This is a genomic window from Serratia sp. ME47, from assembly GCF_903970925.1.
GTDB lineage: Bacteria > Pseudomonadota > Gammaproteobacteria > Enterobacterales > Enterobacteriaceae > Serratia > Serratia ureilytica.
Map to the genome: position 1 here is coordinate 16,048 of NZ_CAJCKE010000014.1, position 26,154 is coordinate 42,201.

26 protein-coding genes and 3 tRNA genes are annotated in these 26,154 nt (G+C 62.4%); 20 read left to right on the top strand and 9 right to left on the bottom strand.

Annotated features, from left to right (window positions below):
* From hpaH to hpaC, 6 genes are all read left to right on the top strand, one after another.
* Positions 1-804 carry a 2-oxo-hept-4-ene-1,7-dioate hydratase gene (gene hpaH, locus H7A77_RS14945; protein WP_182074364.1) on the top strand — a complete coding sequence of 268 codons (804 nt, stop codon included), beginning with the start codon at positions 1-3 and terminating at the stop codon, positions 802-804.
* A 76-nt stretch (positions 805-880) separates the two neighbouring features.
* Positions 881-1,675, top strand: coding sequence for a 4-hydroxy-2-oxoheptanedioate aldolase (gene hpaI / locus H7A77_RS14950; protein WP_182074365.1), 795 nt, complete (start codon positions 881-883; stop codon positions 1,673-1,675).
* Between the two features lie 3 nt (positions 1,676-1,678).
* Complete coding sequence (hpaX, locus tag H7A77_RS14955) at positions 1,679-3,049, top strand: 4-hydroxyphenylacetate permease (protein ID WP_021505400.1); 1,371 nt, start codon at positions 1,679-1,681, stop codon at positions 3,047-3,049.
* A 34-nt stretch (positions 3,050-3,083) separates the two neighbouring features.
* A complete protein-coding gene (gene hpaA, locus H7A77_RS14960; protein WP_004933161.1) occupies positions 3,084-3,980 on the top strand; it encodes a 4-hydroxyphenylacetate catabolism regulatory protein HpaA in 897 nt (298 codons plus the stop codon).
* A gap of 178 nt (positions 3,981-4,158) precedes the next feature.
* Entirely contained in the window at positions 4,159-5,721 is a 1,563-nt protein-coding gene (gene hpaB, locus H7A77_RS14965) for a 4-hydroxyphenylacetate 3-monooxygenase, oxygenase component (protein WP_004933158.1), read from the top strand.
* A gap of 16 nt (positions 5,722-5,737) precedes the next feature.
* Positions 5,738-6,253, top strand: a complete 516-nt coding sequence (gene hpaC / locus H7A77_RS14970) for a 4-hydroxyphenylacetate 3-monooxygenase, reductase component (RefSeq protein ID WP_089192550.1) — start codon at positions 5,738-5,740, stop codon at positions 6,251-6,253.
* Between the two features lie 33 nt (positions 6,254-6,286).
* Here the strand turns inward: hpaC and ampH are convergent, their stop codons facing one another.
* Together ampH and H7A77_RS14980 are read right to left on the bottom strand one after the other, a co-directional pair.
* The gene (gene ampH, locus H7A77_RS14975) at positions 6,287-7,429 is read right to left on the bottom strand and encodes a D-alanyl-D-alanine-carboxypeptidase/endopeptidase AmpH (RefSeq protein ID WP_033651366.1); all 1,143 of its coding nucleotides are present in this window, start codon (positions 7,427-7,429) and stop codon (positions 6,287-6,289) included.
* Positions 7,430-7,554: 125 nt separating this feature from the next.
* Positions 7,555-8,313, bottom strand: a complete 759-nt coding sequence (locus H7A77_RS14980) for a FadR/GntR family transcriptional regulator (RefSeq protein WP_033641770.1) — start codon at positions 8,311-8,313, stop codon at positions 7,555-7,557.
* Between the two features lie 236 nt (positions 8,314-8,549).
* Between H7A77_RS14980 and H7A77_RS14985 the strand changes: the two genes are divergently transcribed.
* From H7A77_RS14985 to fucP, 7 genes are read left to right on the top strand one after another with little or no spacing between them, the layout of a single operon-like run.
* Positions 8,550-9,290: an SDR family oxidoreductase gene (locus H7A77_RS14985; RefSeq protein ID WP_046898069.1), complete on the top strand. Its 741-nt coding sequence runs from the start codon at positions 8,550-8,552 to the stop codon at positions 9,288-9,290.
* A 25-nt stretch (positions 9,291-9,315) separates the two neighbouring features.
* A complete protein-coding gene (locus H7A77_RS14990) occupies positions 9,316-10,161 on the top strand; it encodes a fumarylacetoacetate hydrolase family protein (protein ID WP_042783645.1) in 846 nt (281 codons plus the stop codon).
* A gap of 14 nt (positions 10,162-10,175) precedes the next feature.
* Positions 10,176-11,453, top strand: coding sequence for an L-fuconate dehydratase (locus tag H7A77_RS14995; protein WP_033651363.1), 1,278 nt, complete (start codon positions 10,176-10,178; stop codon positions 11,451-11,453).
* 14 nt (positions 11,454-11,467) lie between these two features.
* A complete protein-coding gene (locus tag H7A77_RS15000) occupies positions 11,468-12,331 on the top strand; it encodes an amidohydrolase (RefSeq protein WP_033651362.1) in 864 nt (287 codons plus the stop codon).
* Complete coding sequence (locus H7A77_RS15005; RefSeq protein ID WP_046898073.1) at positions 12,309-13,085, top strand: SDR family oxidoreductase; 777 nt, start codon at positions 12,309-12,311, stop codon at positions 13,083-13,085. Before H7A77_RS15000 ends, H7A77_RS15005 begins: the two co-directional genes overlap by 23 nt.
* Positions 13,082-13,441 (top strand): L-rhamnose mutarotase, encoded by a 360-nt coding sequence (locus H7A77_RS15010; protein WP_015376547.1) that lies wholly within the window; start codon positions 13,082-13,084, stop codon positions 13,439-13,441. The genes H7A77_RS15005 and H7A77_RS15010 overlap by 4 nt, the downstream gene beginning before the upstream one ends.
* Positions 13,442-13,481: 40 nt before the next feature.
* Positions 13,482-14,711, top strand: coding sequence for an L-fucose:H+ symporter permease (gene fucP, locus H7A77_RS15015; protein WP_042783649.1), 1,230 nt, complete (start codon positions 13,482-13,484; stop codon positions 14,709-14,711).
* Between the two features lies 1 nt (position 14,712).
* Here the strand turns inward: fucP and H7A77_RS15020 are convergent, their stop codons facing one another.
* On the bottom strand, positions 14,713-15,915 hold the full coding sequence (locus H7A77_RS15020; RefSeq protein ID WP_042783650.1) for an MFS transporter: 1,203 nt from the start codon (positions 15,913-15,915) through the stop codon (positions 14,713-14,715).
* Between the two features lie 108 nt (positions 15,916-16,023).
* On the opposite strand from H7A77_RS15020, the gene H7A77_RS15025 reads away from it, so the two are divergent.
* On the top strand, positions 16,024-16,935 hold the full coding sequence (locus H7A77_RS15025) for a LysR family transcriptional regulator (RefSeq protein ID WP_033651358.1): 912 nt from the start codon (positions 16,024-16,026) through the stop codon (positions 16,933-16,935).
* On the opposite strand, the gene H7A77_RS15030 is transcribed toward H7A77_RS15025, so the two are convergent.
* Positions 16,932-18,026, bottom strand: a complete 1,095-nt coding sequence (locus tag H7A77_RS15030) for a GGDEF domain-containing protein (RefSeq protein ID WP_089192555.1) — start codon at positions 18,024-18,026, stop codon at positions 16,932-16,934. The genes H7A77_RS15025 and H7A77_RS15030 overlap by 4 nt on opposite strands.
* Positions 18,027-18,285: 259 nt before the next feature.
* Between H7A77_RS15030 and H7A77_RS15035 the strand changes: the two genes are divergently transcribed.
* Positions 18,286-18,570, top strand: coding sequence for a DUF1435 domain-containing protein (locus H7A77_RS15035; RefSeq protein ID WP_033641783.1), 285 nt, complete (start codon positions 18,286-18,288; stop codon positions 18,568-18,570).
* A gap of 89 nt (positions 18,571-18,659) precedes the next feature.
* Here the strand turns inward: H7A77_RS15035 and H7A77_RS15040 are convergent.
* From H7A77_RS15040 to H7A77_RS15055, 4 genes are all read right to left on the bottom strand, one after another.
* A tRNA-Leu gene (locus tag H7A77_RS15040) sits at positions 18,660-18,746 on the bottom strand.
* 42 nt (positions 18,747-18,788) lie between these two features.
* Positions 18,789-18,875: transfer RNA gene (locus H7A77_RS15045), tRNA-Leu, on the bottom strand.
* A 36-nt stretch (positions 18,876-18,911) separates the two neighbouring features.
* Positions 18,912-18,998, bottom strand: a tRNA-Leu gene (locus H7A77_RS15050).
* 72 nt (positions 18,999-19,070) lie between these two features.
* A complete protein-coding gene (locus H7A77_RS15055) occupies positions 19,071-20,015 on the bottom strand; it encodes a LysR family transcriptional regulator (protein WP_089195449.1) in 945 nt (314 codons plus the stop codon).
* A 118-nt stretch (positions 20,016-20,133) separates the two neighbouring features.
* On the opposite strand from H7A77_RS15055, the gene H7A77_RS15060 reads away from it, so the two are divergent.
* Complete coding sequence (locus tag H7A77_RS15060) at positions 20,134-21,126, top strand: aldo/keto reductase (RefSeq protein ID WP_182074366.1); 993 nt, start codon at positions 20,134-20,136, stop codon at positions 21,124-21,126.
* A gap of 51 nt (positions 21,127-21,177) precedes the next feature.
* Here H7A77_RS15060 and rsmC read toward each other — a convergent pair whose 3' ends face one another.
* Complete coding sequence (gene rsmC / locus H7A77_RS15065; RefSeq protein WP_033641786.1) at positions 21,178-22,218, bottom strand: 16S rRNA (guanine(1207)-N(2))-methyltransferase RsmC; 1,041 nt, start codon at positions 22,216-22,218, stop codon at positions 21,178-21,180.
* Positions 22,219-22,364: 146 nt separating this feature from the next.
* Here rsmC and H7A77_RS15070 point away from each other — a divergent pair, with 146 nt between their 5' ends.
* The 4 genes from H7A77_RS15070 to osmY all read left to right on the top strand — a co-directional run bounded on the left by H7A77_RS15070 (position 22,365) and on the right by osmY (position 26,062).
* The gene (locus H7A77_RS15070) at positions 22,365-22,802 is read left to right on the top strand and encodes a DNA polymerase III subunit psi (RefSeq protein WP_046688207.1); all 438 of its coding nucleotides are present in this window, start codon (positions 22,365-22,367) and stop codon (positions 22,800-22,802) included.
* Positions 22,747-23,190 carry a ribosomal protein S18-alanine N-acetyltransferase gene (gene rimI / locus H7A77_RS15075; protein ID WP_033641788.1) on the top strand — a complete coding sequence of 148 codons (444 nt, stop codon included), beginning with the start codon at positions 22,747-22,749 and terminating at the stop codon, positions 23,188-23,190. The genes H7A77_RS15070 and rimI overlap by 56 nt, the downstream gene beginning before the upstream one ends.
* A 151-nt stretch (positions 23,191-23,341) precedes the next feature.
* The gene (gene prfC, locus H7A77_RS15080; protein WP_033641789.1) at positions 23,342-24,931 is read left to right on the top strand and encodes a peptide chain release factor 3; all 1,590 of its coding nucleotides are present in this window, start codon (positions 23,342-23,344) and stop codon (positions 24,929-24,931) included.
* A 516-nt stretch (positions 24,932-25,447) separates the two neighbouring features.
* On the top strand, positions 25,448-26,062 hold the full coding sequence (gene osmY, locus H7A77_RS15085; RefSeq protein WP_033641790.1) for a molecular chaperone OsmY: 615 nt from the start codon (positions 25,448-25,450) through the stop codon (positions 26,060-26,062).
* Positions 26,063-26,154: the final 92 nt, after the last annotated feature.

A 26,154-nucleotide genomic window follows, 5' to 3' on the forward strand; every position in this document is an offset into this window, starting at 1 on the left:
ATGCTGGATAAAGAGCAGGTTAACCGCGCCGTGCAGCGCCTGCATCAGGCGGAAAAGAGTCGTGAGCAGATCCGCGCGCTGTCGCTCGATCATCCCGAGATCACCATCGAAGACGCCTACGCCATTCAGCGGCAGTGGGTGGCGCTGAAGATCGCCGAGGGGCGTGCGCTCAAAGGCCACAAGATCGGCCTGACGTCGCGCGCCATGCAGGTCAGCTCGCAGATCACCGAACCGGACTACGGCGCGCTGCTGGACGACATGTTCTTCAACGACGGCAGCGATATTCCGATCGATCGCTTCATCGTGCCGCGGGTGGAGGTGGAGCTGGCGTTCGTGCTGGCCAAGCCGCTGCGCGGGCCGAACTGCACGCTGTTCGACGTCTACAACGCCACCGACTACGTCATTCCGGCGCTGGAGATCATCGACGCGCGCAGCCACAACTTCGATCCCGAGACGCAGCGGCCGCGCAAGGTGTTCGACACCATCTCCGACAACGCCGCCAACGCCGGGGTGGTGATGGGTGGGCGGCCGATCAAGCCGGATGCGCTGGATCTGCGTTGGATCTCTGCGCTGCTGTACCGCAACGGCGTGATTGAAGAGTCCGGCGTGGCGGCGGCGGTGCTCAATCATCCGGCCAACGGCGTGGCCTGGCTGGCCAACAAGCTGGCGCCGTATGAGGTGGAGCTGGAAGCGGGGCAGGTGATCCTCGGCGGTTCCTTCACCCGGCCGGTGCCGGCGCGGCGCGGCGATACTTTCCACGTCGATTACGGCCCGATGGGCTGCATCAGCTGCCGCTTCGTCTAATAAGCAGGCTCGGCGAACCGAGCCGCAATAACCGGGCGGGGGCCACGCGCCGCGCCCGCTTGTCAGGGAGAATGCGATGTTAACCAACCACTTCAAGCGAGCGCTGCAGGAAAAACGCCCGCAGATCGGGCTGTGGCTCGGGCTGTGCAGCAGCTACAGCGCCGAACTGTTGGCCGGCGCCGGTTTCGACTGGCTGCTGATCGACGGCGAACATGCGCCCAACAACGTGCAGACGGTGCTGGGGCAGCTGCAGGCGATCGCCCCTTACCCGAGCCAGCCGGTGGTGCGGCCGCCGTGGAACGACGCGGTGATCATCAAGCAGTTGCTGGACGTCGGCGCGCAAACCTTATTGATCCCGATGATTCAGAACGCCGAACAGGCGCGCGACGCGGTGCGCGCCACGCGCTATCCGCCGCATGGCGTGCGCGGCGTCGGCAGCGCCCTGGCGCGCGCCTCGCGCTGGAACCGGGTGCCCGATTACCTGCAGCAGGCCGACGAGCAGATGTGCGTGCTGGTGCAGATTGAAACCCGCGAGGCGGTGAAAAACCTGGAGGCGATCCTGCAGGTGGAAGGGGTGGACGGCGTGTTTATCGGCCCGGCGGATCTCAGCGCCGACATGGGCTTCGCCGGCAATCCGCAGCACCCGGAGGTGCAGCGCACCATCGATGACGCCATTGCGCGCATCCGCGCCGCCGGCAAGGCGCCGGGCATTTTGATGGCCAACAAGGCGCTGGCGCAGCGCTATCTGGAAGCCGGCGCGCTGTTCGTCGCGGTAGGAGTGGATACCACCCTGCTGGCGCGGGCGGCGGAAGCCCTGGCGAACGAGTTCAAACAGGGCGGGGCGCAAGCGCCTTCATCGGGAGTCTACTGAACCATGAACCACGTCGATTCGCTGCCGCCGGCCAACCCGGCGCAGCAACATAAAGCGTTAACCGCCGCCGAGCAATCGGTGATTAAAAAGTTGTTTCGGCGCCTGATCATTTTCCTGTTCGTGTTGTTTGTTTTTTCTTTCCTCGACCGCATCAACATCGGCTTCGCCGGGCTGACGATGGGCAAGGATCTCGGCCTCAGCTCGACCATGTTCGGGCTGGCGGCGACGCTGTTCTACGCCACCTACGTGATCTTCGGCATTCCGAGCAACATGATGCTGAGCCGGGTCGGCGCGCGGCGCTGGATCGCCACCATCATGGTGCTGTGGGGCATCGCCTCCACCTGCACGATGTTCGCCACCGGGCCGACCAGCCTGTATGTGCTGCGCATGATCGTCGGCATCACCGAGGCCGGCTTCCTGCCGGGCATTCTGGTGTACCTCACCTACTGGTTCCCGGCGTTTTACCGCGCCCGGGCCAACGCCTTGTTCATGATCGCCATGCCGGTGACCATGGCGATCGGTTCGCTGGTCTCCGGCTATATTCTGGCGCTGGACGGGGTGATGAACCTGAAGGGCTGGCAGTGGCTGTTCCTGCTGGAAGGGATCCCGTCGGTGCTGTTGGGCGTGGTGGTGTGGTTCTACCTCGACGACACCCCGGCCAAGGCCAAGTGGCTGACCGACGAGGAAAAAGCCAGCCTGAAAGCGATGATGGAGGCCGACAAGCTGCAGCTGGTGCAACCCAACGGGCCGAGCAGCCACCGCGCGCTGCAGCAGCGCAGCCTGTGGCGCGAGATCTTCACGCCGATCGTGCTGATGTACACGCTGGCCTATTTCTGCCTGACCAACACCCTGAGCGCGATCAATATCTGGACGCCGCAGATCCTGCAGAGCTTCAACCAGGGCAGCAGCAACGTGACGATCGGCATTCTGGCGGCGATCCCGCAGATCTGCACCATCGCCGGCATGGTGTGGTGGAGCAAACGATCCGACAGGCTGCAGGAGCGTAAGCATCACACCGCGCTGCCGTATCTGTTCGCCGCCGCCGGCTGGCTATTGGCTTCCGCCACCGATCACAGCCTGATCCAACTGCTGGGGATCGTGATGGCGTCGGTCGGTTCCTTTACCGCCATGGCGATCTTCTGGACCACGCCGGATCAGTCGATCAGCCTGGAAGCGCGGGCGGTGGGGATCGCCGTGATCAACGCCACCGGCAATATCGGATCGGCGCTCAGCCCGCTGTTGATCGGCTGGTTCAAGGACATGACCGGCAGCTTCAACTCCGGGCTGTATTTCGTCTCGGCGCTGTTGATCGTCGGCGCCGTGCTGGTGTGGCGCATCCCGATGAAGGATTCGCGCCCGAGAGCGACGCCTTGATACGCAGATAGGCAGGATTGCAGGAGGTAATGAGGTGCGGAAAAGTACCGGTTTTATCGCCAACATCGATATTTGCAAAGAGTATGACGCGCGCTACGCCGCCGACGAGGTGCACTACGAAACCTTCGCCGGGCTGGCGGCGTTCTTCGGCCGCGACATGCAGGTGCACTGGCACGACTGCTTCTTCCAGGTGCATTTTCTGGAGACCGGCAAGATAGAGCTGCAGCTCGACGATCAGCACTATTCGGTGCAGGCGCCGCTGTTCATCCTCACGCCGCCGTCGGTGCCGCATGCGTTCTTCACCGAACCGGACAGCGACGGCCACGTGCTGACGGTGCGTCAGGAGCTGATTTGGCCGCTGCTGGAGCGCCTGTATCCCGGCAGCAATCTGGCGCTGGACATGCCGGGCATCTGCCTGTCGCTGGCCGATGCGCCGCAGGAGCTGACGGCGCTCAGCCATTATTGGGCGCTGATCCGCCGCGAGTTCGCGCAGAACCTGGCCGGGCGCGAACAGACGCTGGCGCTGTTGGCGCAGGCGGTGTTCACGCTGCTGCTGCGCAACACCGCGCTGGAAGACAGCGCCAACAGCGGCGTGCGCGGCGAACTGCAGCTGTTTCAACGCTTCAACAAGATGGTGGACGAGCGTTTCCGTGAGCATCTGCCGGTGCCGGAGTATGCGCAGGCGTTGGGCGTGACCGAATCGCGGCTCAACGACCTGTGTCGGCGCTTCGCCAACCGGCCGCCCAAGCGGCTGATCTTCGATCGATTGCTGCGCGAGGCCAAGCGCATGCTGCTGTTCAGCGCCTGCACGGTGCATGAAACCGCCTACAGCCTCGGCTTCAAGGATCCGGCCTATTTCGCCCGTTTTTTCAATCGGCTGGAAGGCTGCTCCCCTTCAACCTACCGCGCGGCGCAACACGCCCTTTCGTAACCGCGATCACAGTTTGCCGCGAAAGCGGCAAACTGACCTGAAAAGTACCGGCGATTGCCGCAAAAGTCTCTTCTCGAAACCGGCTTTGGCAGCTTCAATTAAGCAACCAAAAGAAAACATTATTTTAACAAATGGCCGACTCCACGGCCTGAAAAATGCCGATTACGAGGAAGACCCGATGAAACCAGAAGACTTTCGTGCCGACAGCAAGCGTCCGTTCACCGGCGCCGAGTACCTGAAAAGTTTGCAGGACAGCCGCGAAATCTACATTTACGGCGAACGCGTAAAAGACGTCACCACCCACCCGGCGTTCCGCAATGCGGCGGCCTCGGTCGGCCAGCTGTACGACGCGCTGCACGATCCGGCCAGCCAGGATCGCCTGTGCTGGAATACCGACACCGGCAACGGCGGTTACACCCACAAGTTCTTCCGCTATGCCCGCAGCCCGGAGGAGATGCGCCAGCAGCGTGACGCCATCGCCGACTGGTCGCGCCAAAGTTACGGCTGGATGGGGCGCACGCCGGATTATAAGGCGGCCTTCGGCTGCGCGCTGGGCGCTTATCCGGAGTTCTACGGCCAGTTCGCCGACAACGCGCGCCACTGGTACAAACGCATTCAGGAAACCGGGCTCTATTTCAACCACGCTATCGTCAACCCGCCGATCGATCGTCATAAGCCGGTCAACGAGGTGAAGGACGTCTACATTCAGGTGGAGAAAGAAACCGACGCCGGCATCATCGTCAGCGGCGCCAAAGTGGTGGCCACCAACTCGGCGTTGACCCACTACAACTTCATCGGTTTCGGTTCGGCGCAGGTGATGGGCGATAATCCGGACTTTGCGCTGATGTTCGTGGCGCCGATGGACGCCGAAGGGGTGAAGCTGATTTCGCGCGCCTCCTACGAGCTGGTGGCCGGCGCGACCGGTTCGCCGTTCGACTACCCGCTGACCAGCCGCTTCGACGAGAACGACGCGATCCTGATCATGGATCATGTGCTGATCCCGTGGGAAAACGTGCTGATCTACCGCGATTTCGACCGCTGTCGCCGCTGGAGCACCCAGGGCGGTTTCGCCCGGCTGTTCCCGCTGCAGGCCTGCGTGCGTCTGGCGGTGAAGATGGACTTCATCACCGCGCTGCTGCAAAAGAGCCTCTCGTGCACCGGCGTGCTGGAGTTCCGCGGCGTGCAGGCCGATCTGGGCGAAGTGGTGGCCTGGCGCAACCTGTTCTGGTCGCTGAGCGACGCGATGTGCGCCGAAGCCACGCAATGGGAAAACGGCGCCTACCTGCCGGATTCCGCCGCGCTGCAAACCTACCGCGTGATGGCGCCGATGGCCTACACCAAGGTGAAACACATCATCGAGAAGAACGTCACCAGCGGCCTGATCTATCTGCCGTCCAGCGTGCGCGACATGAACAACCCGGAGATCGACAAGTACCTGGCGCGCTACGTGCGCGGATCGGACGGCATGGATCACGTCGAGCGCATCAAGATCCTCAAACTGATGTGGGATGCGATCGGCAGCGAGTTCGGCGGGCGCCACGAGCTGTATGAGATCAACTACGCCGGCAGCCAGGATGAGATCCGCCTGCAGTGCCTGCGCCACGCGCAGGGATCCGGCAACATGGATCGCATGATGCAGATGGTCGACAAGTGCCTGGCCGATTACGATCAGCACGGCTGGAAGGTGCCGCACCTGCGGAACAATGACGATATTAATCAGTTGGATAATCTGCTGAAGTAATTCAGGAGGAGGTTGTATGTCTCAGGAAAATGAACAGCGCCTGCGCTTTCGCGACGCGATGGCCAGCCTGTCGGCGGCGGTGAATATCGTCACCACCGACGGCCCGGCGGGGCGCTGCGGCATCACCGCCACGGCGGTGTGTTCGGTGACCGATACGCCGCCGACGCTGCTGGTGTGCATCAACCGCAACAGCGCGATGAACCCGGTGTTTCAGGAAAACCGCAGGCTGTGCGTCAACGTGCTTAACCACGAGCAGGAGCTGATGGCGCGCCACTTCGCCGGCATGACCGGCGTCAGCATGGAAGATCGTTTCCGGCTGGAAGAGTGGCAGCTCGGCGCGCTGGGGCAGCCGGTGCTGCGCAATACCCTGGCCAGCCTGGAAGGGGAGATCGAGCAGATCCAGAGCATCGGCACCCACCAGATGTACCTGGTGCAGATCAAGCAGATCGCGCTGAGCGAAGCGGGCAACGGCCTGATCTACTTCAAGCGCAACTTCCATACGGTGATTCATCAGATGGCGGTGCCGGCCTGACGCCTGGGGGCGCAGCCAGCTGCGCCCCCCATCTCAACTCTTGTTGGCCGCCAGATCGCTCACCAGTCGGTTGACCGGATCGCTCATGTTGGTGAACTTGCTCAGCTCCGAACGGGTCACCACCACGAACACCCCGACGTTTTTCGCCGGGATCATCGCCATGTAGGTGATGAATCCGCCGCCGCCGCCGGTCTTCTGAATGATGCCCGGCAGCCCGTCCTTCGGCGCCATATACACCCAGCCCAATCCCAATGCATCCGCTTGCCCCGGCACGTCCATGCCCTTCAGCGACACCAGATCGTGGCGCTGGAAGTACATGGTTTGCTCGCTGGCGGCGGTGGCTTTGCGCGGGCCGCTGGCGCTGGAGGAGAGGAACTGCTGCATCCAGCGCTGCATGTCGCGCGGGGTGGAGTAGACGCCGCCGCTGCCGGCCGCGGCGGTGGTGTCGCGACAGGCGCTTGGGCCGGCCGCCGCCACCATCAGGCGCGAGCATTGTTCAGGGCTCGGCGTCAGCGTGGTGTCGACCATGCCGAGCGGTGCGGTGATTTTCTCTTTCAGCAGCGCGTTGTATGGCTTGCCCGCGGCGCGCGACAGCGCGTCGGCCAGCAGATCATACGCCAGGTTGGAATACGCGGCGTGCACGCCCGGCGGCGTCGTGATGTTGGCATGCGCCAGCCACTGCCAGCGCTGGGCCTTGGTCGGCCAGGTGAACACCGGCGTTTTCGGCGGCTTCTTGCCCGGCTGCTCGCGCGGCAGCGCGCTGGTGTGGGTCGCCAGGTTCAATAAGGTGATCGGCTGGCCGGCGTTGTAAGCCGGCACATAGGCGCCCTTGGGGGCATATTTGCGCAGCGGGTCGGTCAGCTTGACCTGGCCTTCCGCCGCCATCTTCACCATCACTTCGCTGGTCATCAGCTTGGTGATCGAGGCGATGCGGATCAGCGAATCCGGGCGCGGGCGCAGGTTGTTGCCGGGCTTGGTGTCGCCAAAGCTGCGGTTAACCACTTGATTGCCGTCGATCACCACCAGCGCCATGCCGGTGGCGCCGCTGTTGTAGAAAATATGTTCGGCATACTGGTCGACGATTTGCGAAGCCAGCTGCGGGGGCGCGGCCTGCACGGCCAGCGGCGCGGCGCACAGGCCCAGCGCCAGCAATAAAGCGGAGACAGAGTTCTTCAACGGTCGTTATCCATTTAACAATGCAGCGGGAAAGGGCGTTATTCGTCGCCCAGTGTAATGCCCCCAGGCCCCTGCTGCATGTAGAAAAAAGAGCGGTGGCGATAAAAATTTTTAACCGCCGCGGCCTATTGCGCGCGGGCGAAAATGGCGATCACTTCGTCCAGGTGCGCCTTCATCGCCTTGCGGGCGCCGCGCACGTCGCGCGCTTCAATTGCCGCCAGGATCGCCCGGTGTTCCAGCTCGGAACGGTGCGGCATGTCGTCCGGCGTATAGTGGCGCTGCAGCACGCGGAACATGCTGCCGTAACGGTGGCCGAGCAGGTGCCCGATGATGAACGCATAGGCCGGGTTGCCGCTGGCCTGGGCGATGCGGATGTGGAACAGCCGATCGCCGGGGTGGGTGGCGGAGCCGGCGCGGTTATCGCGGCAGTTCTGCTCATAGGCGGCGCGGATGCCCGCCAGCTCTTCGTCGGTGGCATGGCGCGCGGCCAGCGCGGCGGTCTCCGGTTCGATCAACAGGCGGGTTTGCAGCAGTGAAAACGGCGGCAGCTCGGCGTTGAAATCCAGCTCGATATTCAGTTCGTCGTCGATTTCCGCCCACTGGTTGCGGCCGGCCTGGGCCATGACCGGTTCCTGCGACGCCGGCGGCGGCGTTTGCGAACGCACGATCACCCCGTTGCCCACCTTGACGTCCACCAGGCCAATCACTTCCAACGCGATCAGCGCCTCGCGCACCGACGCGCGGCTGACCTGCAACTGCTGGGCAAGATCGCGCTCCGAGGGCAGGCGGCTGCCCGGCGGAAATTCGTTGTTCTCGATAAGACGTTTGAGCTGGTCAGCTATCTGTCTGTAAATCCTTGGGTTTTCCAGTCGGGTAATCGGCATTTTTGACCTTTGACGATTCGGCGTTCAGTGATTTGGCGCACAATTATGCGACAAGGCGCTTGAGTAATCGTTATTCAAGTGTAAAAAAAAGGTTAATCGAAATGCGGTTTCAAGGCTGTTTTTATTAACTTCTTCCCCCAACGATAACGCGTAAAGCGTCTTTTGTCATGTTAGAGGCCTGACCTTTAACCGCCTTTATTGGCCTGACCATTAGACCTTTAGGCCGAGGAGTCAAGATGGATTTAACCGGGAAACGCGTACTGATCACCGCCGCCGGGCAAGGGATCGGATTCACCACCGCCAGGCTGTTCGCCGCCGCCGGCGCCGACGTGATCGCCAGCGACATCAACCTCGAGCGCCTGCAGGGCTGCGCCGGGATCCGCGCGCTGGCGCTGAACGTCACCGATCCGGCCGCCATTGCGGCGGCGGCGGAAGCGATCGGCCCGATCGACGTGTTGTTCAACTGCGCCGGCGTGGTGCACAGCGGATCGATCCTCGATTGCAGCGAGGATCAGTGGGCGTTCGCGCTCGATCTCAACGTGACCGCGATGTTCCGCATGATCCGCGCCTTCCTGCCGGGCATGTTGGCGCGCGGCAAAGGCTCGATCATCAACATGTCCTCGGTGGCCTCGAGCGTGAAAGGGGTGCCTAACCGCTTCGCCTACGGCGCCAGCAAGGCGGCGGTGATTGGCCTGACGCGCTCGGTGGCGGCGGATTACGTCACCCAGGGCATCCGCTGCAACGCCATCTGCCCCGGCACGGTGGAATCGCCGTCGCTACGCCAGCGCATCAATGAGCAGGCGCGCGAGCAGGGGCGTAGCGAGCAAGAGGTGTATCAGGCGTTCGTTGCCCGCCAGCCGATCGGGCGCATCGGCACCACCGAGGAAATTGCCCAGTTGGCGCTGTATCTGGCCTCCGACGCCAGTTCGTACACCACCGGCACGGTGCAGATCATCGACGGCGGCTGGAGCAACTGAGCCGCCATTTTTGAGAGAGGAACGCATGAAACTTTTACGTTATGGGGAACCCGGGCAAGAGCGCCCCGGCATGTTGGATGCGCAGGGCCGCCTGCGCGATCTGTCGCAGCATATCGCCGACGTGGGCGGCGCCGCGTTATCGCCGGCGTCGCTCGCCAAACTGCGCGCGCTGGACAGCGCCGCGTTGCCGCTGGTCGAGGGGCAGCCGCGCCTCGGCGCCTGCGTCGGCGGCATCGGCAAGTTCATCTGCATCGGCCTGAACTACGCCGATCACGCGGCGGAAACCGGCGCGGCCATTCCTGAAGAACCGGTGGTGTTCAACAAATGGACCAGCGCGGTGGTCGGCCCCTACGACCGGGTGGAGATCCCGCGCGGCTCGCAGAAAACCGATTGGGAAGTGGAGTTGGGCGTGGTGATCGGCCTGGGCGGGCGCTACATCAGCGAAGCGGACGCGATGCGCCACGTCGCCGGTTATTGCGTGATCAACGACGTCTCAGAACGCGAATATCAAATTGAGCGCGGCGGCACCTGGGACAAGGGCAAAGGCTGCGACACCTTCGGGCCGATCGGCCCCTGGCTGGTGACCGCCGACGAAATCGCCGATCCGCACAGCCTGAACCTGTGGCTGGAGGTGGACGGCAAGCGCTATCAGGACGGCAACACCAGCACCATGATCTTCCGCATTCCACAGATCGTCAGCTACCTCAGCCGCTTTATGAGCCTGCAGCCGGGCGACGTGATCTCCACCGGTACGCCGCCGGGCGTCGGCATGGGGCAGAAACCGCAGCCCGTCTATCTGCGGGCGGGCCAGACGATGCGTCTGGGCATCGAAGGGCTGGGCGAACAGCGCCAGCAAACCGTACAGGCTTAACCGGGAGCGCCGCCATGACCACCATTACCGCACTGCGGGTTGAAGACATTCGTTTCCCCACCTCGTTGGGGCTGGACGGATCCGACGCCATGAATCCGGATCCCGACTATTCCGCCGCCTACGTGATCCTGGAGACCGATCGCGCGGATCTCAGCGGCCACGGACTGACGTTCACCATCGGCCGCGGCAACGAGATCTGTTGTGCGGCGATCCGCGCGCTGGAACATCAGATCGTCGGTGAGCAACTGGAGACGATCGCCGCCGACATGGGCGCCTTCTGGCGGCGCTTCACCAGCGACAGCCAGCTGCGCTGGATTGGGCCGGACAAGGGCGCCATTCACCTGGCGACCGGCGCGGTGGTCAACGCGGTGTGGGATCTGTGGGCCAAATCGGTCGGCAAGCCGGTGTGGCGGCTGGTGGCGGAGATGACGCCGGAGGAACTGGTGCGCTGCATCGACTTCCGTTACATCACCGACTGCATCACGCCGCAGGAAGCGCTGGCGCTGCTGAAACAGCGGGCCGAGGGCAAAGAACGGCGCTTGGAGCGGCTGCTGCAGGAAGGGTACCCCTGTTACACCACCTCCGCCGGCTGGCTGGGTTACCCGGATGACAAGCTGCGCCGCCTGTGCCAGGAAGCGGTCGACGCCGGTTTCTCCTACCTGAAGCTGAAGGTCGGGCGCGATCTAGAAGACGACATTCGCCGGGTGCGCATCGCCCGTGAGGTGATCGGCCCGGATCGCCGGCTGATGATCGACGCCAACCAGGTGTGGGAGGTGGGCGAAGCCATTCCGTGGGTGAAACATCTGGCGTTCGCCAACCCCTGGTTTATCGAAGAGCCGACCAGCCCGGACGACGTGGAAGGGCATCGCCGCATCCGCGAAGGGGTGGCGCCGGTCAAGGTGGCCACCGGTGAGATGTGCCAGAACCGCATCATGTTCAAGCAGTTCATCATGCGCGGCGCGGTGGACGTGGTGCAGATCGACGCCTGCCGTCTCGGCGGCGTCAACGAAGTGCTGGCGGTGATGCTGATGGCGGCCAAATACCAGCTGCCGGTCTGCCCGCACGCCGGCGGCGTCGGGCTGTGCGAATACGTGCAGCACCTGTCGATGATCGACTACCTGTGCATCGCCGGCACCCACGAAGGGCGGGTGATCGAGTACGTCGATCATTTGCATGAACACTTTGTCGATCCCTGCGTGATCAACGGCGCGGCCTACATGCCGCCGAGCCGTCCCGGTTACTCGATCGAGATGCATCCGTCGTCGATCGAGCAGTATCGGTTCCGCGGGTGAGGCGGGAGGATCGCATGCCGCGCATCGACGCTCACCAGCACTACTGGCGCTACCACCCGCAGCACTACCCGTGGATCGACGAGCGGATGCGCGTGCTGCGACAGGATTTCGATCCGCCCCGGCTGCGGCCGCTGTTGCAGGAACACGGCTTCGACGGCGCACTGGCGGTGCAGGCGCGCCCCAGCGAGGACGAGACGCTGGCCCTGCTGGCGCTGGCTGAGCAGAGCGAGGGCGTATGCGGCGTGGTGGGCTGGTTGGATATCGCCGCGCCACAGCTGGCGCAGCGTCTGGAGGCCTGGCGGCCTTACAGCGCGCTGCGCGGGGTGCGTCATCAGGTGCAGGACGAAGCGGATCCGGCGGCCTGGCTGGCGCGGCCGGAGGTGGATCGCGGCATGCAAACGCTGCAGCGCGCCGGGTATGTGTACGAGATCCTGGTGACGCACCGGGATCTGGCGGCCGCGGCGGCGTTTGCCGGCCGCCACGACCAACACTGGCTGGTGCTGGATCACTTCGGCAAGCCGGACATCATGCGCGGCGCGCGGCACTGGGCGCAGCAAATCCGGCCGTTGGCGGCGCTGCCGCACGTGGCCTGCAAGCTCTCGGGGCTGATCACCGAGGCGCCGGGTGGCCGGTGGCGCGCGGAAGAACTGCTGCCGTTCTTCGATGCCGCGCTGGAGGCGTTTGGCCCGCAGCGGCTGATGTTCGGCTCCGATTGGCCGGTGTGCCTGCTGGCCGGCGACTACCGCCAGGTGGTGCAACTGTGTGAACGGGCCCTCTCGACGCTGGGGGCTGCCGAGCAGGCGGCGATTTGGGGCGACACCGCCTGGAGAATTTACGGGTTAACGGAGTCTGGTTATGGATCTGTATCTGCAAGATAAGGTGGTGCTGGTCACCGGCGGCGGTGCCGGCATCGGCGCGGCGATTGCTCATGTGCTGGCCGAGGAAGGGGCGATCCCGGTGCTGGTCACCAACGCCGCGCCGGAGGCGGCGCTGCTGGCCGATTTACAGCGGTTGCAGCCGCGCACCGGGGTGATCCTCACCGAATTGTGCGACGAGGCGGCCTGCCGCCGGGCGGTCAGCCAGACGCTGGCGACCTTCGGCCGCATTGACGGGCTGGTGAACAACGCCGGGGTCAACGACGGCGTCGGGTTGGAGGCGGGGCGCGAAGCGTTCGTCGGCTCGCTGGAAAAGAATCTGGTGCATTACTACCTGATGGCGCACCTGTGCCAGGCGGCGCTGCGGGAGAGCCGGGGCGCCATCGTCAACATCGCCTCCAAGACCGCACTCAGCGGGCAGGGGGGCACCAGCGGCTACACCGCCGCCAAGGGCGCGGTGCTGGCGCTGACGCGCGAATGGGCGGTGTCGCTGCGCCATGATGGGGTGCGGGTGAACGCGGTGGTGCCGGCGGAGGTGATCACCCCGCAGTACCAGCGCTGGCTCAACACCTTCGCCGAGCCGCAGCGGCAGATGGAGAAGATCACCGCGCGCATTCCGCTCGGGCAGCGCATGACCACGCCGCAGGAGATCGCCGATACCGTGGCGTTTCTGCTGTCGTCGCGGTCATCACACACCACTGGACAGTGGCTGTCGGTGGACGGCGGCTACCTGCATCTCGATCGGGCGCTGACGTGAGCGGCGCGGCGGCAGGGCGGCGCCGTTTCTGCCAGGCGCTCGATCTGATTGACTCACCGGCGCTGATTGCGGAGTACCAGCAGCATCATCAGCGCATTTGGCCGGGCATCGCCGCGCATTTGCGCGAGCACGGCATTCTGGACATGGAGATTTACCGGTTGGGCACCCGGCTGTTCATGATCGTGGAGGTCAGCGCCGATTTCGACGCCGCGCGTTTTGACGCCGCCAGCCTGAACAACCCCGAAGTGCAGCGATGGGAAGCGCTGATGTGGCACTACCAGGCCGCCACCCCCTGGACGCCGCAGGGCGAAAAATGGGTGGAAATGGCGCGGATTTTCTCTCTGCAACAGCAATAACGCCAACATCATCATCGCCAGACGATACGAGGGTATCACCATGCTTGCTGAAAAAAGTGCGGCCTCCGCGCAGCCGGGCGTCCCCGTGACCGCCAATCTGCGCTGGGCCTTTATCCTGGTCACCAGCCTGTTCTTCATGTGGGGGCTGTCCTATGGCCTGCTGGACGTATTAAACAAACATTTTCAGGAGACGCTGCACGTCACCAAGGCGCAGTCGGGGCTGCTGCAGGCGGCGTACTTCGGCGCCTATTTCCTGGTGGCGCTGCCCGCCGGTTATTTCATGGATCGCAAGGGCTATAAGGCGGGCATTCTGGTCGGGCTGTGCCTGTACGCACTGGGCGCGCTGCTGTTCGTGCCGGCGGCGTCGGCCAACAGCTTCGCCGTATTCCTGTTCGCGCTGTTCGTTATCGCCAGCGGCCTGGGCTGCCTGGAAACGGCGGCCAACCCGTACGCCACGGTGTTGGGCGACGCGCAGGGCGCCGAACGGCGGCTCAACCTGGCCCAGTCGTTCAACGGCCTCGGGCAGTTTATCGGCCCGCTGATCGGCGGCACGCTGTTCTTCTCCGCCGGCCAGTCCGTCGGCGGCGGCGATCAGAGCGCGGTGAAGATGACCTATGTGGCGATCGCCGCGCTGGTGCTGCTGATCGCGCTGTTGTTCAGCCGCACCCGGCTGCCGGCGATCCGCGAAGAGGAAAAACCGGTGCACGGCGTGATAGCGCAGGGGTTGTGGCAGCATCCGCATTTCGTCGGCGGGGTCATCACGCAGTTTTTCTACGTGGCGGCGCAGGTGGGCGTGGGGGCGTTCTTCATCAACTACGCCACCGAGCACTGGCGCGAGGTGTCTAACCAGAGCGCCTCTTACCTGCTGTCGATCGCCATGATCTGCTTTATGGTCGGACGTTTCTTCAGCACCTGGCTGATGGGACGGGTCAAACCGGCGACGCTGCTGGCGGTCTATGCGCTGATCAACATTGCGCTGTGCGGTGTGGTAATGCTGAGCGTCGACGGCGTCTCGGTGGTGGCGCTGATCGCGGTGTTCTTCTTTATGTCGATCATGTTCCCGACCATTTTCGCCCTGGGGGTGAAAAATCTGGGCAAGCACACCAAGCGCGCCAGCTCGTTCATGATCATGGCGATCGTCGGCGGCGCCATCATGCCTTACTTTATGGGGGCGCTGGCCGACCGTTACAGCACCGCGCTCTCTTATCTGCTGCCGCTGCTGTGTTTCGCGGTGGTGTTGGTTTACGGCCTGCGGCAGCGCCGCGCCTGACTCACCCCGGCGGCGAATCGGCTTTCGCCGCCGTTTTCGGCCTCTGCCGCCGGGTCCCCATCAGGATGGCCAACGCCAGCAGCAGCACCAGGCTGGACAGCGCGCCGTTTATCGTCAGGCCGCCGGCATCCACCACCAGCCCGCCCACCAGCGAACCGCAGGAAATCGCCAGGTTAAACAGCGCGATATACAGTGAAGAGGCGACCTCGGCCGCATCGGGCGCCGCCTTGAGCATCCACGCCATCAGCGCAACGGAAACGCCGCCGTAGGCGATGCCCCACAGCAGCAGGAAGGCGCCGCCGCTCAGCGGCGTGTGGCCCAGCAGCGGCAGCAGCAGGACGGCGAGCGCCAGCCCGAGGGCGATCAGCGCCAGGGTGCGGCGCAGTCGTTTGGCGGCGGCCTGGCCGGCGATAAAATTCCCGACGAGGCCGGCGATGCCGTAGGCGAACAGCAGCGGCCCCACCCAGCGGCTCTCGATGCCGGAGACCGTCTGCAGCAGCGGACGGACAAAGGTGTAAGCCATAAAGTGGCCGGCGACCAGCAGAAACGTCAGCAGCAGCCCGGTCAGCAGCCGGCGATTCGCGCGTTGCGCGGTGAACGACCGCCAGCCGATCGCCTGCGTGACCGGCAGCGGCGGCAGCACGCACACCAGCAGGAGCAGGGTCAGCGCCGCCAGAACGGCGACCGCCAGAAACGCCATGCGCCAGCCCAGCGCTTCGCCGAGGAATACCCCGAGCGGCACGCCGAATACCGAGGCCGCCGCTACGCCGCCGAAGATGATGGACAGCGCCAATCCGACGGAGGCCGGCGGCACCAGGCGTTCCGCCAGCCCGCCGGCGATGGCCCAGATACCGCCGATGCAAAAGCCCAGCAGGATGCGCGCAGCGAACAGCAGCGCCAGGGAGGTGGCGGCGGCGGCCAGCAGGTTAGCGGCTGTCAGCAGCAGCAGAAAGCCCGCCAGCAGGTTGCGGCGGTCCGTGCGCCGGGCGCCCAGCACCACCAGCGGGGCGAACAGCGCGGCGAACAGGGCCGGCAGGGAAATCAGCAGCCCGGCGCGGCCGATCGATGCGTTCAGGGTGTTGACGATCGGGGTCAGCAGCCCGACGGGCAGCATTTCTGCGGTGACGACGGTAAAGGTGGACAGGCCGACCGCGAAGGTCGCCAGCCACGCTTTTGCGCCGCCGTCGGCGTGTAAGGCACTCATAATGACTCTCCCAACAGATGACGAACCTCAGTGTATCCGCGCCAAAATGGCTGATAAACTGGCCTGAATGCGCAACATTGGGGACAAAGCGTGGCTAATTTACCGTCTATGCCGTTGGATAACCTGACCGACCTGCTGGTATTCATTCGCGTCGCCGACGCCTGCAGCTTCACGCTGGCGGCCGAGAGACTGGGCATCTCCCGATCGGCGGCGGGCAAATGCGTGAACCGATTGGAGGCGCGATTGGCGACCCGGCTGCTGCAACGCACCACGCGCAGCGTCAGCCTGACCGAAGACGGCGCGGTGTTTTACGAATATGCGCAGCGCATCCTGTCGCAGGCCGAAGAGGCGGAAACGGCGCTCAATACGCGGCGGCAAACCCCGCGCGGGCGGCTGCGGCTGGATGTGCCGGTCTCGTTGGGGCGGTTGCATATTTTGCCGATTCTGCGGGAATTTTTGGCGCAGTGGCCGGAGGTGGACGCCGACGTCAGCTTCTCCGACGATTACAGCGATTTGGTGCGCGACGGTATCGACGTGGCGATCCGCGTCGGCGGCAGCGACGACAGTCGGCTGGTGCGGCGGGTGCTCGCGCCGCACCGCCTGATCACCTGCGCGGCGCCGGACTATCTGGCGCGCTACGGCACGCCTGCGACACCGGAGGCGCTGGGCGATCACGAGACGCTGGTCTTCAGCCACCAGGGATTGCCGGCGCCCTGGCGCTATCGGGTTAACGGCCAACTGCACGAACAGCCGGTGCGCGGCCGGATGCGTTTCAACAACGTCGAGGCATTGCGGGATGCGGCCGTCGCCGGGGCCGGTCTGTGTCAGGTAGGGGCGTTTCTGGTCGGTGAACAGATGGCGGCCGGCACGCTGGTGCCGGTGCTGGAACGCTATTGTCGCCCGGGGCCGCCGATCTGCGCCGTCTATCCCAGCCGACGCCATCTCTCCCCCAAAGTGAAACTGTTTCTGGCGGCGATCGAACGGCGCTGGCAGGGCAAGGCGATTTGGGAAACCGTTTAGCGTGTCAATTCCTGCGGTTGCAGCAGGGCGGGCTCGACGTTTTGCGCCAGCTGAATATTGTTGCGGCCGCTGTGCTTCGCCAGATAGAGCGCGGCGTCGGCTGCGCCTATCGCCGATTCGATGTCCAGTTTTTCCAGCGCGGAGATGCCGGCGCTGAGCGTCAGCGTGCCGCTGTGCTGCGGACTGGCGCCGTGCGGGATGTTCAGCTCCGCCACCCGCTGGCGCACCCGTTCGGCCAGTTGCGCCGCGTAGCCTTCGTGCACGTTGGTCAGCAGCACCAAAAATTCTTCCCCGCCGTAACGCACCACGATGTCGCGCGAACGCACCGCATCGCGGATGGCGACCGCCACCTGCACCAATGCCCGATCGCCCATGGCGTGGCCGTAGCTGTCGTTATAGACCTTGAAGTGGTCGATATCCAGCAACAGCACGTAATGATGGCCGGTTTGCGGTTCCAGCAGCATCGTGATCTTATTCTCCAGCCCGCGCCGGTTATAAAGGCCGGTCAGAGGATCGATCATGCTCAAATTATTGAATTTATCGCGCTCGTTATACAGGTTGGCCACCAGCGCGTGAGTAAAGATTTCACTGCGTTTCAACATCAGGTGGTGGATGGAGAAAGCGATAATAGGTAATAGCGTGGTGAATAATATCCGCAGGGTATTATGCATGCCGTCTAAAGCCAGGATCACCATTGCGGAAGGCACGGCGTGTAAACAAAAGGCGGTAAAGTTGTCCGTCAGGGAAATAGCGCTGATAAAAAAGATGCTAAACAAACTAATTAATAAAAAATCTTGGTTATTCGGTAGGCAATATTGACTTTTAACGTAAATATGTGCGGCCCAGAGCAGGCCGAGCACGCCGGCGAACAGGTTGAGTTTGCACAAGTATTTGCGTGGCGTTTGCAGGGAAAATAGCGCCGCTACCAGACAAAATAGCGGTATACATAATAAAGGTAGGGTAAATGCGGGCGTATCCCTAAAAGGGAACAATAATGTAAATACGGAAGAGGCGGCATTCATTATCAGAAAAAGAAATAATGCCAGGCGCTGCTTGCTGTTCAGTAATTCCTGATAAGAACGGGCGTTCATACGGAGGTCACTCTTTGCAAAGTCGTTCTGTCGAATAATTAAGGTTGAGAAGCATTCCTTTGGCGCGAATATCCACTTGAATTGCATGGTTGAGGATTGTGATTATTATCATGCAAACAGGACTAGGAATTTTCTTATGTCAAATTATCATTTTTTCATGCTGGTGTCATCTGGGTTTGGTCAGCGCAGTGAAAATGATGCGGCGGCCAAAAAAGTGTTATATGATATTGGTTATCATTATCACTTGAAGGGGGTTGTCATGCTCACCGCCATGATTGCCGCGTGCGGGCTGTGGGGCGTCAGTTGGTGCCTCGGGGATCGCCTGGCCAGCGCCTGGGGCGTTTTGCTGCCTTGTGCGCTGATGCCGCTGCTGGCCTTGATCGACCTGGATATGGTGCAGTTGCGCACCCTGATCGTGATAGCGATGTTGGCCACGCTGGTGATGCTGTTCAACAGCCGGCTGCGCCACTATCTGCTGCTGCCTTCCTGTATGGCGCTGGCGGGCGGCCTGGCGGCTGTCAGCCTGAACTTCAGCTTCGGGTGAAACGCCGGAAACGGAAAAATCACGCTTTTGCGTGTGATTCATCAATGCTTTGGGATTTTTTCGAGGATACTGCCGGGGAGATCATCAATTGGTGCGAAGAGAGGGACTTGAACCCTCACGTCCGTAAGGACACTAACACCTGAAGCTAGCGCGTCTACCAATTCCGCCACCTTCGCACAGTCGATGTTGTTGCTTTGATTTATATTACGTCGCCAGCGTGGTGCGAAGAGAGGGACTTGAACCCTCACGTCCGTAAGAACACTAACACCTGAAGCTAGCGCGTCTACCAATTCCGCCACCTTCGCATCGATGCTGAGTGCAATATAAATCATGTGGTTATTTGGTGCGAAGAGAGGGACTTGAACCCTCACGTCCGTAAGGACACTAACACCTGAAGCTAGCGCGTCTACCAATTCCGCCACCTTCGCGTACCAGAAACATTACCGGAGTAACGTTACCACGGAGGCGAATTCTAGAGATTTTGGCGGACACGTCAACAGTTATTTCCCCGCTTTGCGGGCGTTTGCTGGAAAAACAGCCATATCGCCGCTTTTCTGCTGGTCAAACAGCCAAATCAGCCAATCAATCAACACTCTGACCCGCGGCGCCAGGAAACGGCCGGGCGGATACATGATGTAAATCGGCATCGGCGGAGGTGGCGTTTCCGCCAGCACTTCCACCAGTTCGCCCTGTTCCAGCCAAGGGGCAAGCGAATAGCGCGCCGCCTGTATCAATCCCATGCCGGCACGCGCGCCGGCGATATAGGCGTCGGCGCCGCTGACGCTCAGCCGGGCGGGCAGTTCGCGCAGTTCCAGCTTGCCGCCGCGGCAAAACTCCAGCGGGTAATCGCGGTTGCTGGCCAGCGAAAAATACCCCACCGCGCGGTGCGGCGCCAGGCTATCGATGTCGAGCGGCGTACCTTGGGCCTGCAGGTAAGCGGGGGAAGCGCAGGTGACCTGCGGCAGCTGGGCGATCCGCCGCGCCACCAGGCTGTCGTCTTCGGTTTCCCAGGCGCGCAGCACGCAGTCCACGCCTTCGCGCAGCAGATCGACGTGGGTGTCGTTGGCGCCCAGCGCCAGCGTGATGTCGGGATAGCGCCGGTAGAAGTCGTCCAGCGCCGGAATGACGACCTCGCGCGCCAGCGAATGGGGCATATCGATGCGCACTTTGCCGGACGGCTGCAGCTTATGGTGGCTGAACAGCGTGTCCGCCTCCTCCAGCGCGCCCAGCAACTGCACGCAGCGTTGATAGTAGAGACTGCCTTCGCTGGTCACCTGCACCTGGCGGGTGGTGCGGATCAGCAGGCGTACGCCCAGCCGCTGTTCCAGCCGTTTCAGCGCGTTGCTGACCGTGGCGCGCGGCAGCTGCAGGCGTTCGGCCGCCCGGCTGAAGCTGCCCAGTTCGACGATGCGGGTAAAAATGCGCATGGCTTGAACCTGATCCATTACCACTCCGGATTGTTGGTGATTTTTGAACAGTGATGTGCAATCTGCATTATTTATCTTTGTCGCGTAAACAACCAGACTTTGCTGCGTTATCCATTCACCGCATGAGGGCAGCACAATGCAACAACGTAAACTCGGTTCCCACGGTCCCGTCGTCTCCGCCCTGGGGTTGGGATGCATGGGCATGAGCGACTTCTACTCCACCGGCGCCGATCGGCAGGAAGCCATCGCCACGCTGCACCGGGCGCTGGAGCTGGGCGTCACGCTGCTCGACACCGCCGACATGTATGGCCCGCACACCAACGAAGAGCTGGTGGGGGAAGCGATCAAAGGCAAACGGCAACAGGTGTTCCTGGCCACCAAGTTCGGCATCCTGCGCGATCCGGCGGATCCTTCGGCGCGCGGCGTCAGCAGCCGCCCCGAGTATATCCGACGCTCCGTCGAGGGCAGCCTGCGGCGCTTGGGCGTGGAGGAGATCGATCTTTATTATCAGCATCGGGTCGATCCGCAGGTGCCGATCGAAGACGTCGTCGGCACGATGGCGGATCTGATCCGCGAAGGCAAGATCCGCCATATCGGCCTGAGCGAGGCGTCGGTCGCCACGCTGGAGCGGGCGCACAAGGTGCATCCGATCACGGCGCTGCAGACCGAATATTCGCTGTGGACGCGCGACGCCGAGCAGGGCGTGCTGGCGGCCTGCGAGCGTCTGGGCATCGGCTTTGTGCCCTACAGCCCGTTAGGGCGCGGTTTCCTCACCGGCGCTATCCGGCGGCCGGAGGATCTGGCCGAGGACGACTTCCGCCGCAGCAACCCGCGCTTCCAGGGGGAGAACTTCAGCCGCAATCTGGCGCTGGTGGAGAAGGTGAGCGAGCTGGCGGCGCAGAAGGACGTTAAACCTTCGCAGCTGGCGCTGGCCTGGGTGTTGGCGCAGGGGGAACACATCGTGCCGATCCCCGGCACCAAACGCCGTCGTTACCTGGAAGAGAACGTCGCGGCGGCGGAGATAACGCTGAGCGCGGCTGAGCTGGCGGCGATTGAAGCGGTGTTCCCGCTGAGCGCGGCGGCCGGCGATCGCTACGGCGCGGAGTCGATGACCTACATCAACGGTTAAAAAAAAGCGCGGCCTGCAGGCCGCGCTCTGTCGTTTTCCGCCAACGGCGAATTATTTCTTCTTCGGCGCGCGCGGCGGACGGCCGACGGTCGCCTGGTACACCTTGAAGCGGCCGTTCTGCGCCAGCACTTCGTGGCTGCCGAAGGTGGCGTCCAGAATGTCCGGGTATGGCAGGAAGGCGTTGGCGACAATGCGCAGTTGGCCACCGATCGGCAGGTGCTTCACCGCGCCGCGGATCAGGGTTTCGGCGGCGGTCAGGCTGGTCTGCAGCCCGTCGTGGAACGGCGGGTTGGAGATGATCATGTCGAAACGGCCGGTGATGTCGGAGTAAACGTTGCTGACGATCACTTCCCCTTCGATGCCGTTGGCGGCCAGCGTCGCGCGGCTGGATTCCACCGCGGCGGCGTTGACGTCGCTGAGGGTCAATTTGACTTTCGGCGACAGCTTGGACATTACCGAGGCCATGACGCCGGCGCCGCAGCCGATGTCCAGCACCTTGCCTTTCATGTGTTTTTCCAGCGTCGACAGCAGCAGCGAGCTGCCGACGTCCAGACCGTCGCGGCTGAACACGCCCGGCAGCGTTTTCACTTCCAGATCGTGCAGCTGATAGCTGTCCCACCAGTCGTTCAGGTCGAACTCGGTCTGCGCGTCCAGGCGGCCGTGATACAGGCCGCAGCGGCGCGCGCTGTCGATTTTCACCAGCGTGACGTGGCCTTCCAGCGTTGGCTCGGCGCTGCGCACGCCGCTGCGGTTTTCACCGACCACGAACACGTCCGCGCCCACCGGCAGCAGCGCCAGGATGTTGCACAGCTGGAATTGCGCTTCCTGCTTGCTCTTCGGCCAGTAGTAAACCAGCGTGTCGCAGTCGGCGACGAAAGCGGGATCGACGGTCAAACCGAACTGCACGTTATCGCCCATCGTCCGGTTCAGTAACTGCCAGTGATGGTATTGCTGAGTGTGGACGCGCACGTCCGCGGCCTCGAATTGGGCCGGCAGGCTGTCCTGCAGGTCGCCGGCAAACAGCACGCGGCGTTCGATAAATTCATCACTGTGGCGCAGCATGACTTCACTGGCGGGGGTTAATGCAGACATCAGATATTGGCTCCTGAAAATGAGACCGGGGATTATAGAGCTTTGTGGCGATATGTTCGACGGGTTTGTTGGCGCGGGCTGCGCGGGTTTGTTAGCATAGCGCGGCGCATGGCAGGCATGGCGCACCACAACGGGTAGGAATCGGCATGGCATCAAAACGCGACTGGCTGTTACAACAACTGGGTATTACGCAGTGGACATTGCGCCGCCCGGGCGTGTTGCAGGGCGAAGTGGCGGTCAGTCTGCCGCCCGAGACGCGCCTGCTGGTGGTGGCGCAGACGCTGCCGGCGCCCGACGATCCGCTGTTTTGCGACGTGCTGCGCAGCCTGGGGCTGACGCCGGCGCAAACCTACAGCCTGACGCCGGAACAGGTGGCGATGCTGCCTGAAGAGACCGCATGCAACAGTTGGCGGCTGGGCGTGACGGAACCGCTCGCGGTCGCCGGCGCGCAGCTACACAGCCCGGCGCTGGCCGAGCTTTCCCAAGACGCGGGGGCCAAACGCGCCCTCTGGCAGCAGATTTGTCATCATGAACACGATTTCTACCCTGACGGCGGCCGACCTGGCCACGGCCTTCAACATTGAGCAAGCCAGCCACGCTTTCCCCTGGACGGAAACCACCTTTGCCAGCAATCAGGGCGATCGCTACCTTAACCTGAAGCTGAGCGCCGATGGGGAGATGGCGGGGTTCGCCATCACGCAGATCGTGCTGGACGAAGCCACGCTGTTCAACATCGCCATTCATCCGCAGCACCAGCGCCGGGGCTTTGGCCGCCTGCTGCTCAACGCGTTGATCGAACAGCTGGAGAGCCGCGGCGTGGTTACGCTGTGGCTGGAAGTCCGTGCCTCCAACCAGGCGGCGATCGCGCTGTATGAAGATCTCGGTTTCAACGAAGTCACCGTGCGCCGCAATTATTACCCGAGCGCCCACGGCCGCGAAGACGCGATCGTGATGGCGCTGCCGCTGGGGTAATCAGCCCGGCCGGAAAAAGCATTGATTGTCACCGGTTGGCAAATCGGCGAAAATGCCCGGCTGTTATCTTTTATTCACCGCTTTGCCCGGCGCCGCGATCGGCGCGTTCTGATGATGTCGCAGGGCGGACTAACCGTAGAACCTGAAAACCATGTCTCCTAGTGAATTTGCCCGCGAAGTCTCCAAAAGAAGAACTTTCGCCATCATCTCGCACCCCGATGCCGGTAAAACCACCATTACCGAAAAAGTGCTGCTGTTCGGACAGGCGATCCAGACCGCCGGTACGGTAAAAGGCCGCGGCTCCAGCCAGCACGCCAAATCCGACTGGATGGAAATGGAAAAGCAGCGTGGGATCTCGATCACCACCTCGGTGATGCAGTTCCCGTATCGCGACAGCCTGGTCAACCTGCTGGATACCCCGGGGCACGAGGACTTCTCCGAAGATACGTATCGCACCCTGACCGCCGTGGACTGCTGTCTGATGGTGATCGACGCCGCCAAGGGCGTTGAGGATCGCACCCGCAAGCTGATGGAAGTCACCCGTCTGCGCGACACGCCGATCCTGACCTTCATGAACAAGCTGGACCGCGACATCCGCGATCCGATGGAAGTGATGGACGAAGTCGAGCGCGAACTGAAAATCGCCTGTTCGCCTATCACCTGGCCGATCGGCTGCGGCAAGCTGTTTAAAGGCGTTTACCACCTGTACAAGGATGAAACCTACCTGTACCAGACCGGTAAAGGCCACACCATTCAGGAAGTGCGCATCGTCAAAGGCCTGAACAACCCGGAGCTGGATGTCGCCGTAGGCGAAGATCTGGCGGCGCAGCTGCGCGATGAGCTGGAGCTGGTGCAGGGCGCTTCCCACGAGTTCGATCAGGCGGCGTTCCTGAGCGGCGAGCTGACCCCGGTGTTCTTCGGTACCGCACTCGGCAACTTCGGCGTGGATCATATGCTGGACGGCCTGGTGGCCTGGGCGCCGGCGCCGATGCCGCGCAAAACCGACACCCGTGAAGTGACGGCGGCGGAAGAGAAATTCACCGGCTTCGTGTTCAAGATCCAGGCCAACATGGATCCGAAGCACCGCGACCGCGTGGCCTTTATGCGCGTGGTGTCCGGCCGTTACGAGAAGGGCATGAAGCTGCGTCAGGTGCGCACCGGCAAAGACGTGGTGATCTCCGACGCGCTGACCTTTATGGCCGGCGACCGTTCGCACGTGGAAGAAGCCTATCCGGGCGACATCATCGGTCTGCACAACCATGGCACCATCCAGATCGGCGATACCTTCACTCAGGGTGAAGACATGAAGTTCACCGGCATCCCGAACTTCGCGCCTGAACTGTTCCGCCGCATTCGCCTGCGCGATCCGCTGAAGCAGAAACAGCTGCTGAAGGGGCTGGTGCAGTTGTCGGAAGAGGGCGCGGTGCAGGTGTTCCGCCCGATCGCCAACAACGATTTGATCGTCGGCGCGGTCGGCGTGCTGCAGTTCGACGTGGTCGTGGCGCGTTTGAAGAGCGAGTACAACGTGGAAGCGCTGTATGAGTCGGTCAACGTGTCGACGGCGCGCTGGGTCGAGTGCGACGACGTGAAGAAGTTCGAAGAGTTCAAGCGCAAGAACGAGATCAACCTGGCGTTGGACGGTGGGGACAACCTGTCCTACATCGCGCCGACCATGGTGAACCTCAACCTGACGCAGGAACGCTATCCTGACGTGACCTTCCGCAAGACCCGCGAACACTGATACATCGGCAGGGCGCCCGGTGCGCCCTGCCAATTCCCCGTATTCTCACTCCGCTAATTAATAAATCTTCCTCATATTTTATCCTGCGAATCGATGTCGCCCAGGCGAGACGCGATTGGCCTGCGTTTTCCGCCGCATGGTCTATCTTTAACGAGATGTCCGCACATTGCTTGAGAGTAAATCACTGTAATACGCTGATTGTTTGGTGAGTTATTCTGATGTGTTGCCGATAGGAGACAGTCTGTTTCCTTAAATATCAATGAGATGACTGTTTTACCGTTTCGTGTCACTTGGTCTGTCGTCAATAGGCGACAGTTTTTTGATTAAAAATCCGACTCAACGCTTTTTTTGTTTGATTTTTAAGGTGTTTATGGAGTTGGCACGGCGGTTGCAATATTCCTGTCGTGAACGCTTAATCGTATAGCGATGATGAAGTATTTACCGAGAGGCCGCGTGAAGGCGGCTGAAGGGTTCCGGCGCTCTGGCGCTGGGGCCCCCAACAAAAGGAAGAGATCGATGAAAAAGACCAAATTTGCACACTCGCTGATGGCTGTTGTTTTGGGTTCTGCTTTGGTGAGCGGCACTGCGCTGGCCGAAGACAGTCTGCTCAACAAGGCGTCTAACGCCGCGGACAGTGCCGGTGCCAAAATCGATAGCTCCATGAAAAAAGTTGACGGTTACATGGATGACAGCGCGATAACGGCTAAAGTTAAAAGTGCATTGGTGGACGATAAGAGCATCAAAAGCACTGACATTTCGGTGAAAACCGAAAAAGGCACCGTGATCCTGAGCGGGTTTGTCGGCAGCCAGGCGCAGGCGGAGCATGCGGTTGCGGTTGCCGGCAAGGTGGAAGGCGTCAAAACCGTCAGCGACAAGCTGCACGTGAAAGATGAAGCCAACCAGTCGATCAAATCGTATGCCGGCGACACCGCCACCACCAGCGAGCTGAAAGCCAAGCTGCTGGCCGATGACATCGTGCCGTCGCGCAATGTGAAAGTGGAAACCACCGATGGCGTGGTGCAGCTTTCCGGTGAAGTGAAAACGCAGGCGCAGTCTGAGCGTGCCGAAAGCATCGCCAAGGCTATCGACGGCGTGAAAAGCGTGAAAAACGACCTGGTGGTCAAGCAGTAATCCCGCCAGGCGCCCGTAACAAGTAACAACAAGCCGCATCTGTCGGGCCGTCAAGGCGGCCCGACGTGTACCACCAAAAAAAGAAACTGATT

Bases quoted from the DNA above. Each gene is read 5' to 3' on its own strand.
- hpaH (WP_182074364.1), top strand. From the start codon at position 1: ATGCTGGATAAAGAGCAGGTTAACCGCGCCGTGCAGCGCCTGCATCAG.
- hpaI (WP_182074365.1), top strand. From the start codon at position 881: ATGTTAACCAACCACTTCAAGCGAGCGCTGCAGGAAAAACGCCCGCAG.
- hpaX (WP_021505400.1), top strand. From the start codon at position 1,679: ATGAACCACGTCGATTCGCTGCCGCCGGCCAACCCGGCGCAGCAACAT.
- hpaB (WP_004933158.1), top strand. From the start codon at position 4,159: ATGAAACCAGAAGACTTTCGTGCCGACAGCAAGCGTCCGTTCACCGGC.
- hpaC (WP_089192550.1), top strand. From the start codon at position 5,738: ATGTCTCAGGAAAATGAACAGCGCCTGCGCTTTCGCGACGCGATGGCC.
- H7A77_RS14980 (WP_033641770.1), bottom strand. From the start codon at position 8,313: ATGCCGATTACCCGACTGGAAAACCCAAGGATTTACAGACAGATAGCT.
- H7A77_RS14985 (WP_046898069.1), top strand. From the start codon at position 8,550: ATGGATTTAACCGGGAAACGCGTACTGATCACCGCCGCCGGGCAAGGG.
- H7A77_RS14990 (WP_042783645.1), top strand. From the start codon at position 9,316: ATGAAACTTTTACGTTATGGGGAACCCGGGCAAGAGCGCCCCGGCATG.
- H7A77_RS14995 (WP_033651363.1), top strand. From the start codon at position 10,176: ATGACCACCATTACCGCACTGCGGGTTGAAGACATTCGTTTCCCCACC.
- H7A77_RS15000 (WP_033651362.1), top strand. From the start codon at position 11,468: ATGCCGCGCATCGACGCTCACCAGCACTACTGGCGCTACCACCCGCAG.
- H7A77_RS15005 (WP_046898073.1), top strand. From the start codon at position 12,309: ATGGATCTGTATCTGCAAGATAAGGTGGTGCTGGTCACCGGCGGCGGT.
- fucP (WP_042783649.1), top strand. From the start codon at position 13,482: ATGCTTGCTGAAAAAAGTGCGGCCTCCGCGCAGCCGGGCGTCCCCGTG.
- H7A77_RS15020 (WP_042783650.1), bottom strand. From the start codon at position 15,915: ATGAGTGCCTTACACGCCGACGGCGGCGCAAAAGCGTGGCTGGCGACC.
- H7A77_RS15025 (WP_033651358.1), top strand. From the start codon at position 16,024: ATGCCGTTGGATAACCTGACCGACCTGCTGGTATTCATTCGCGTCGCC.
- H7A77_RS15030 (WP_089192555.1), bottom strand. From the start codon at position 18,026: ATGAACGCCCGTTCTTATCAGGAATTACTGAACAGCAAGCAGCGCCTG.
- H7A77_RS15035 (WP_033641783.1), top strand. From the start codon at position 18,286: ATGCTCACCGCCATGATTGCCGCGTGCGGGCTGTGGGGCGTCAGTTGG.
- H7A77_RS15055 (WP_089195449.1), bottom strand. From the start codon at position 20,015: ATGGATCAGGTTCAAGCCATGCGCATTTTTACCCGCATCGTCGAACTG.
- H7A77_RS15060 (WP_182074366.1), top strand. From the start codon at position 20,134: ATGCAACAACGTAAACTCGGTTCCCACGGTCCCGTCGTCTCCGCCCTG.
- rsmC (WP_033641786.1), bottom strand. From the start codon at position 22,218: ATGTCTGCATTAACCCCCGCCAGTGAAGTCATGCTGCGCCACAGTGAT.
- H7A77_RS15070 (WP_046688207.1), top strand. From the start codon at position 22,365: ATGGCATCAAAACGCGACTGGCTGTTACAACAACTGGGTATTACGCAG.
- rimI (WP_033641788.1), top strand. From the start codon at position 22,747: ATGAACACGATTTCTACCCTGACGGCGGCCGACCTGGCCACGGCCTTC.
- prfC (WP_033641789.1), top strand. From the start codon at position 23,342: ATGTCTCCTAGTGAATTTGCCCGCGAAGTCTCCAAAAGAAGAACTTTC.
- osmY (WP_033641790.1), top strand. From the start codon at position 25,448: ATGAAAAAGACCAAATTTGCACACTCGCTGATGGCTGTTGTTTTGGGT.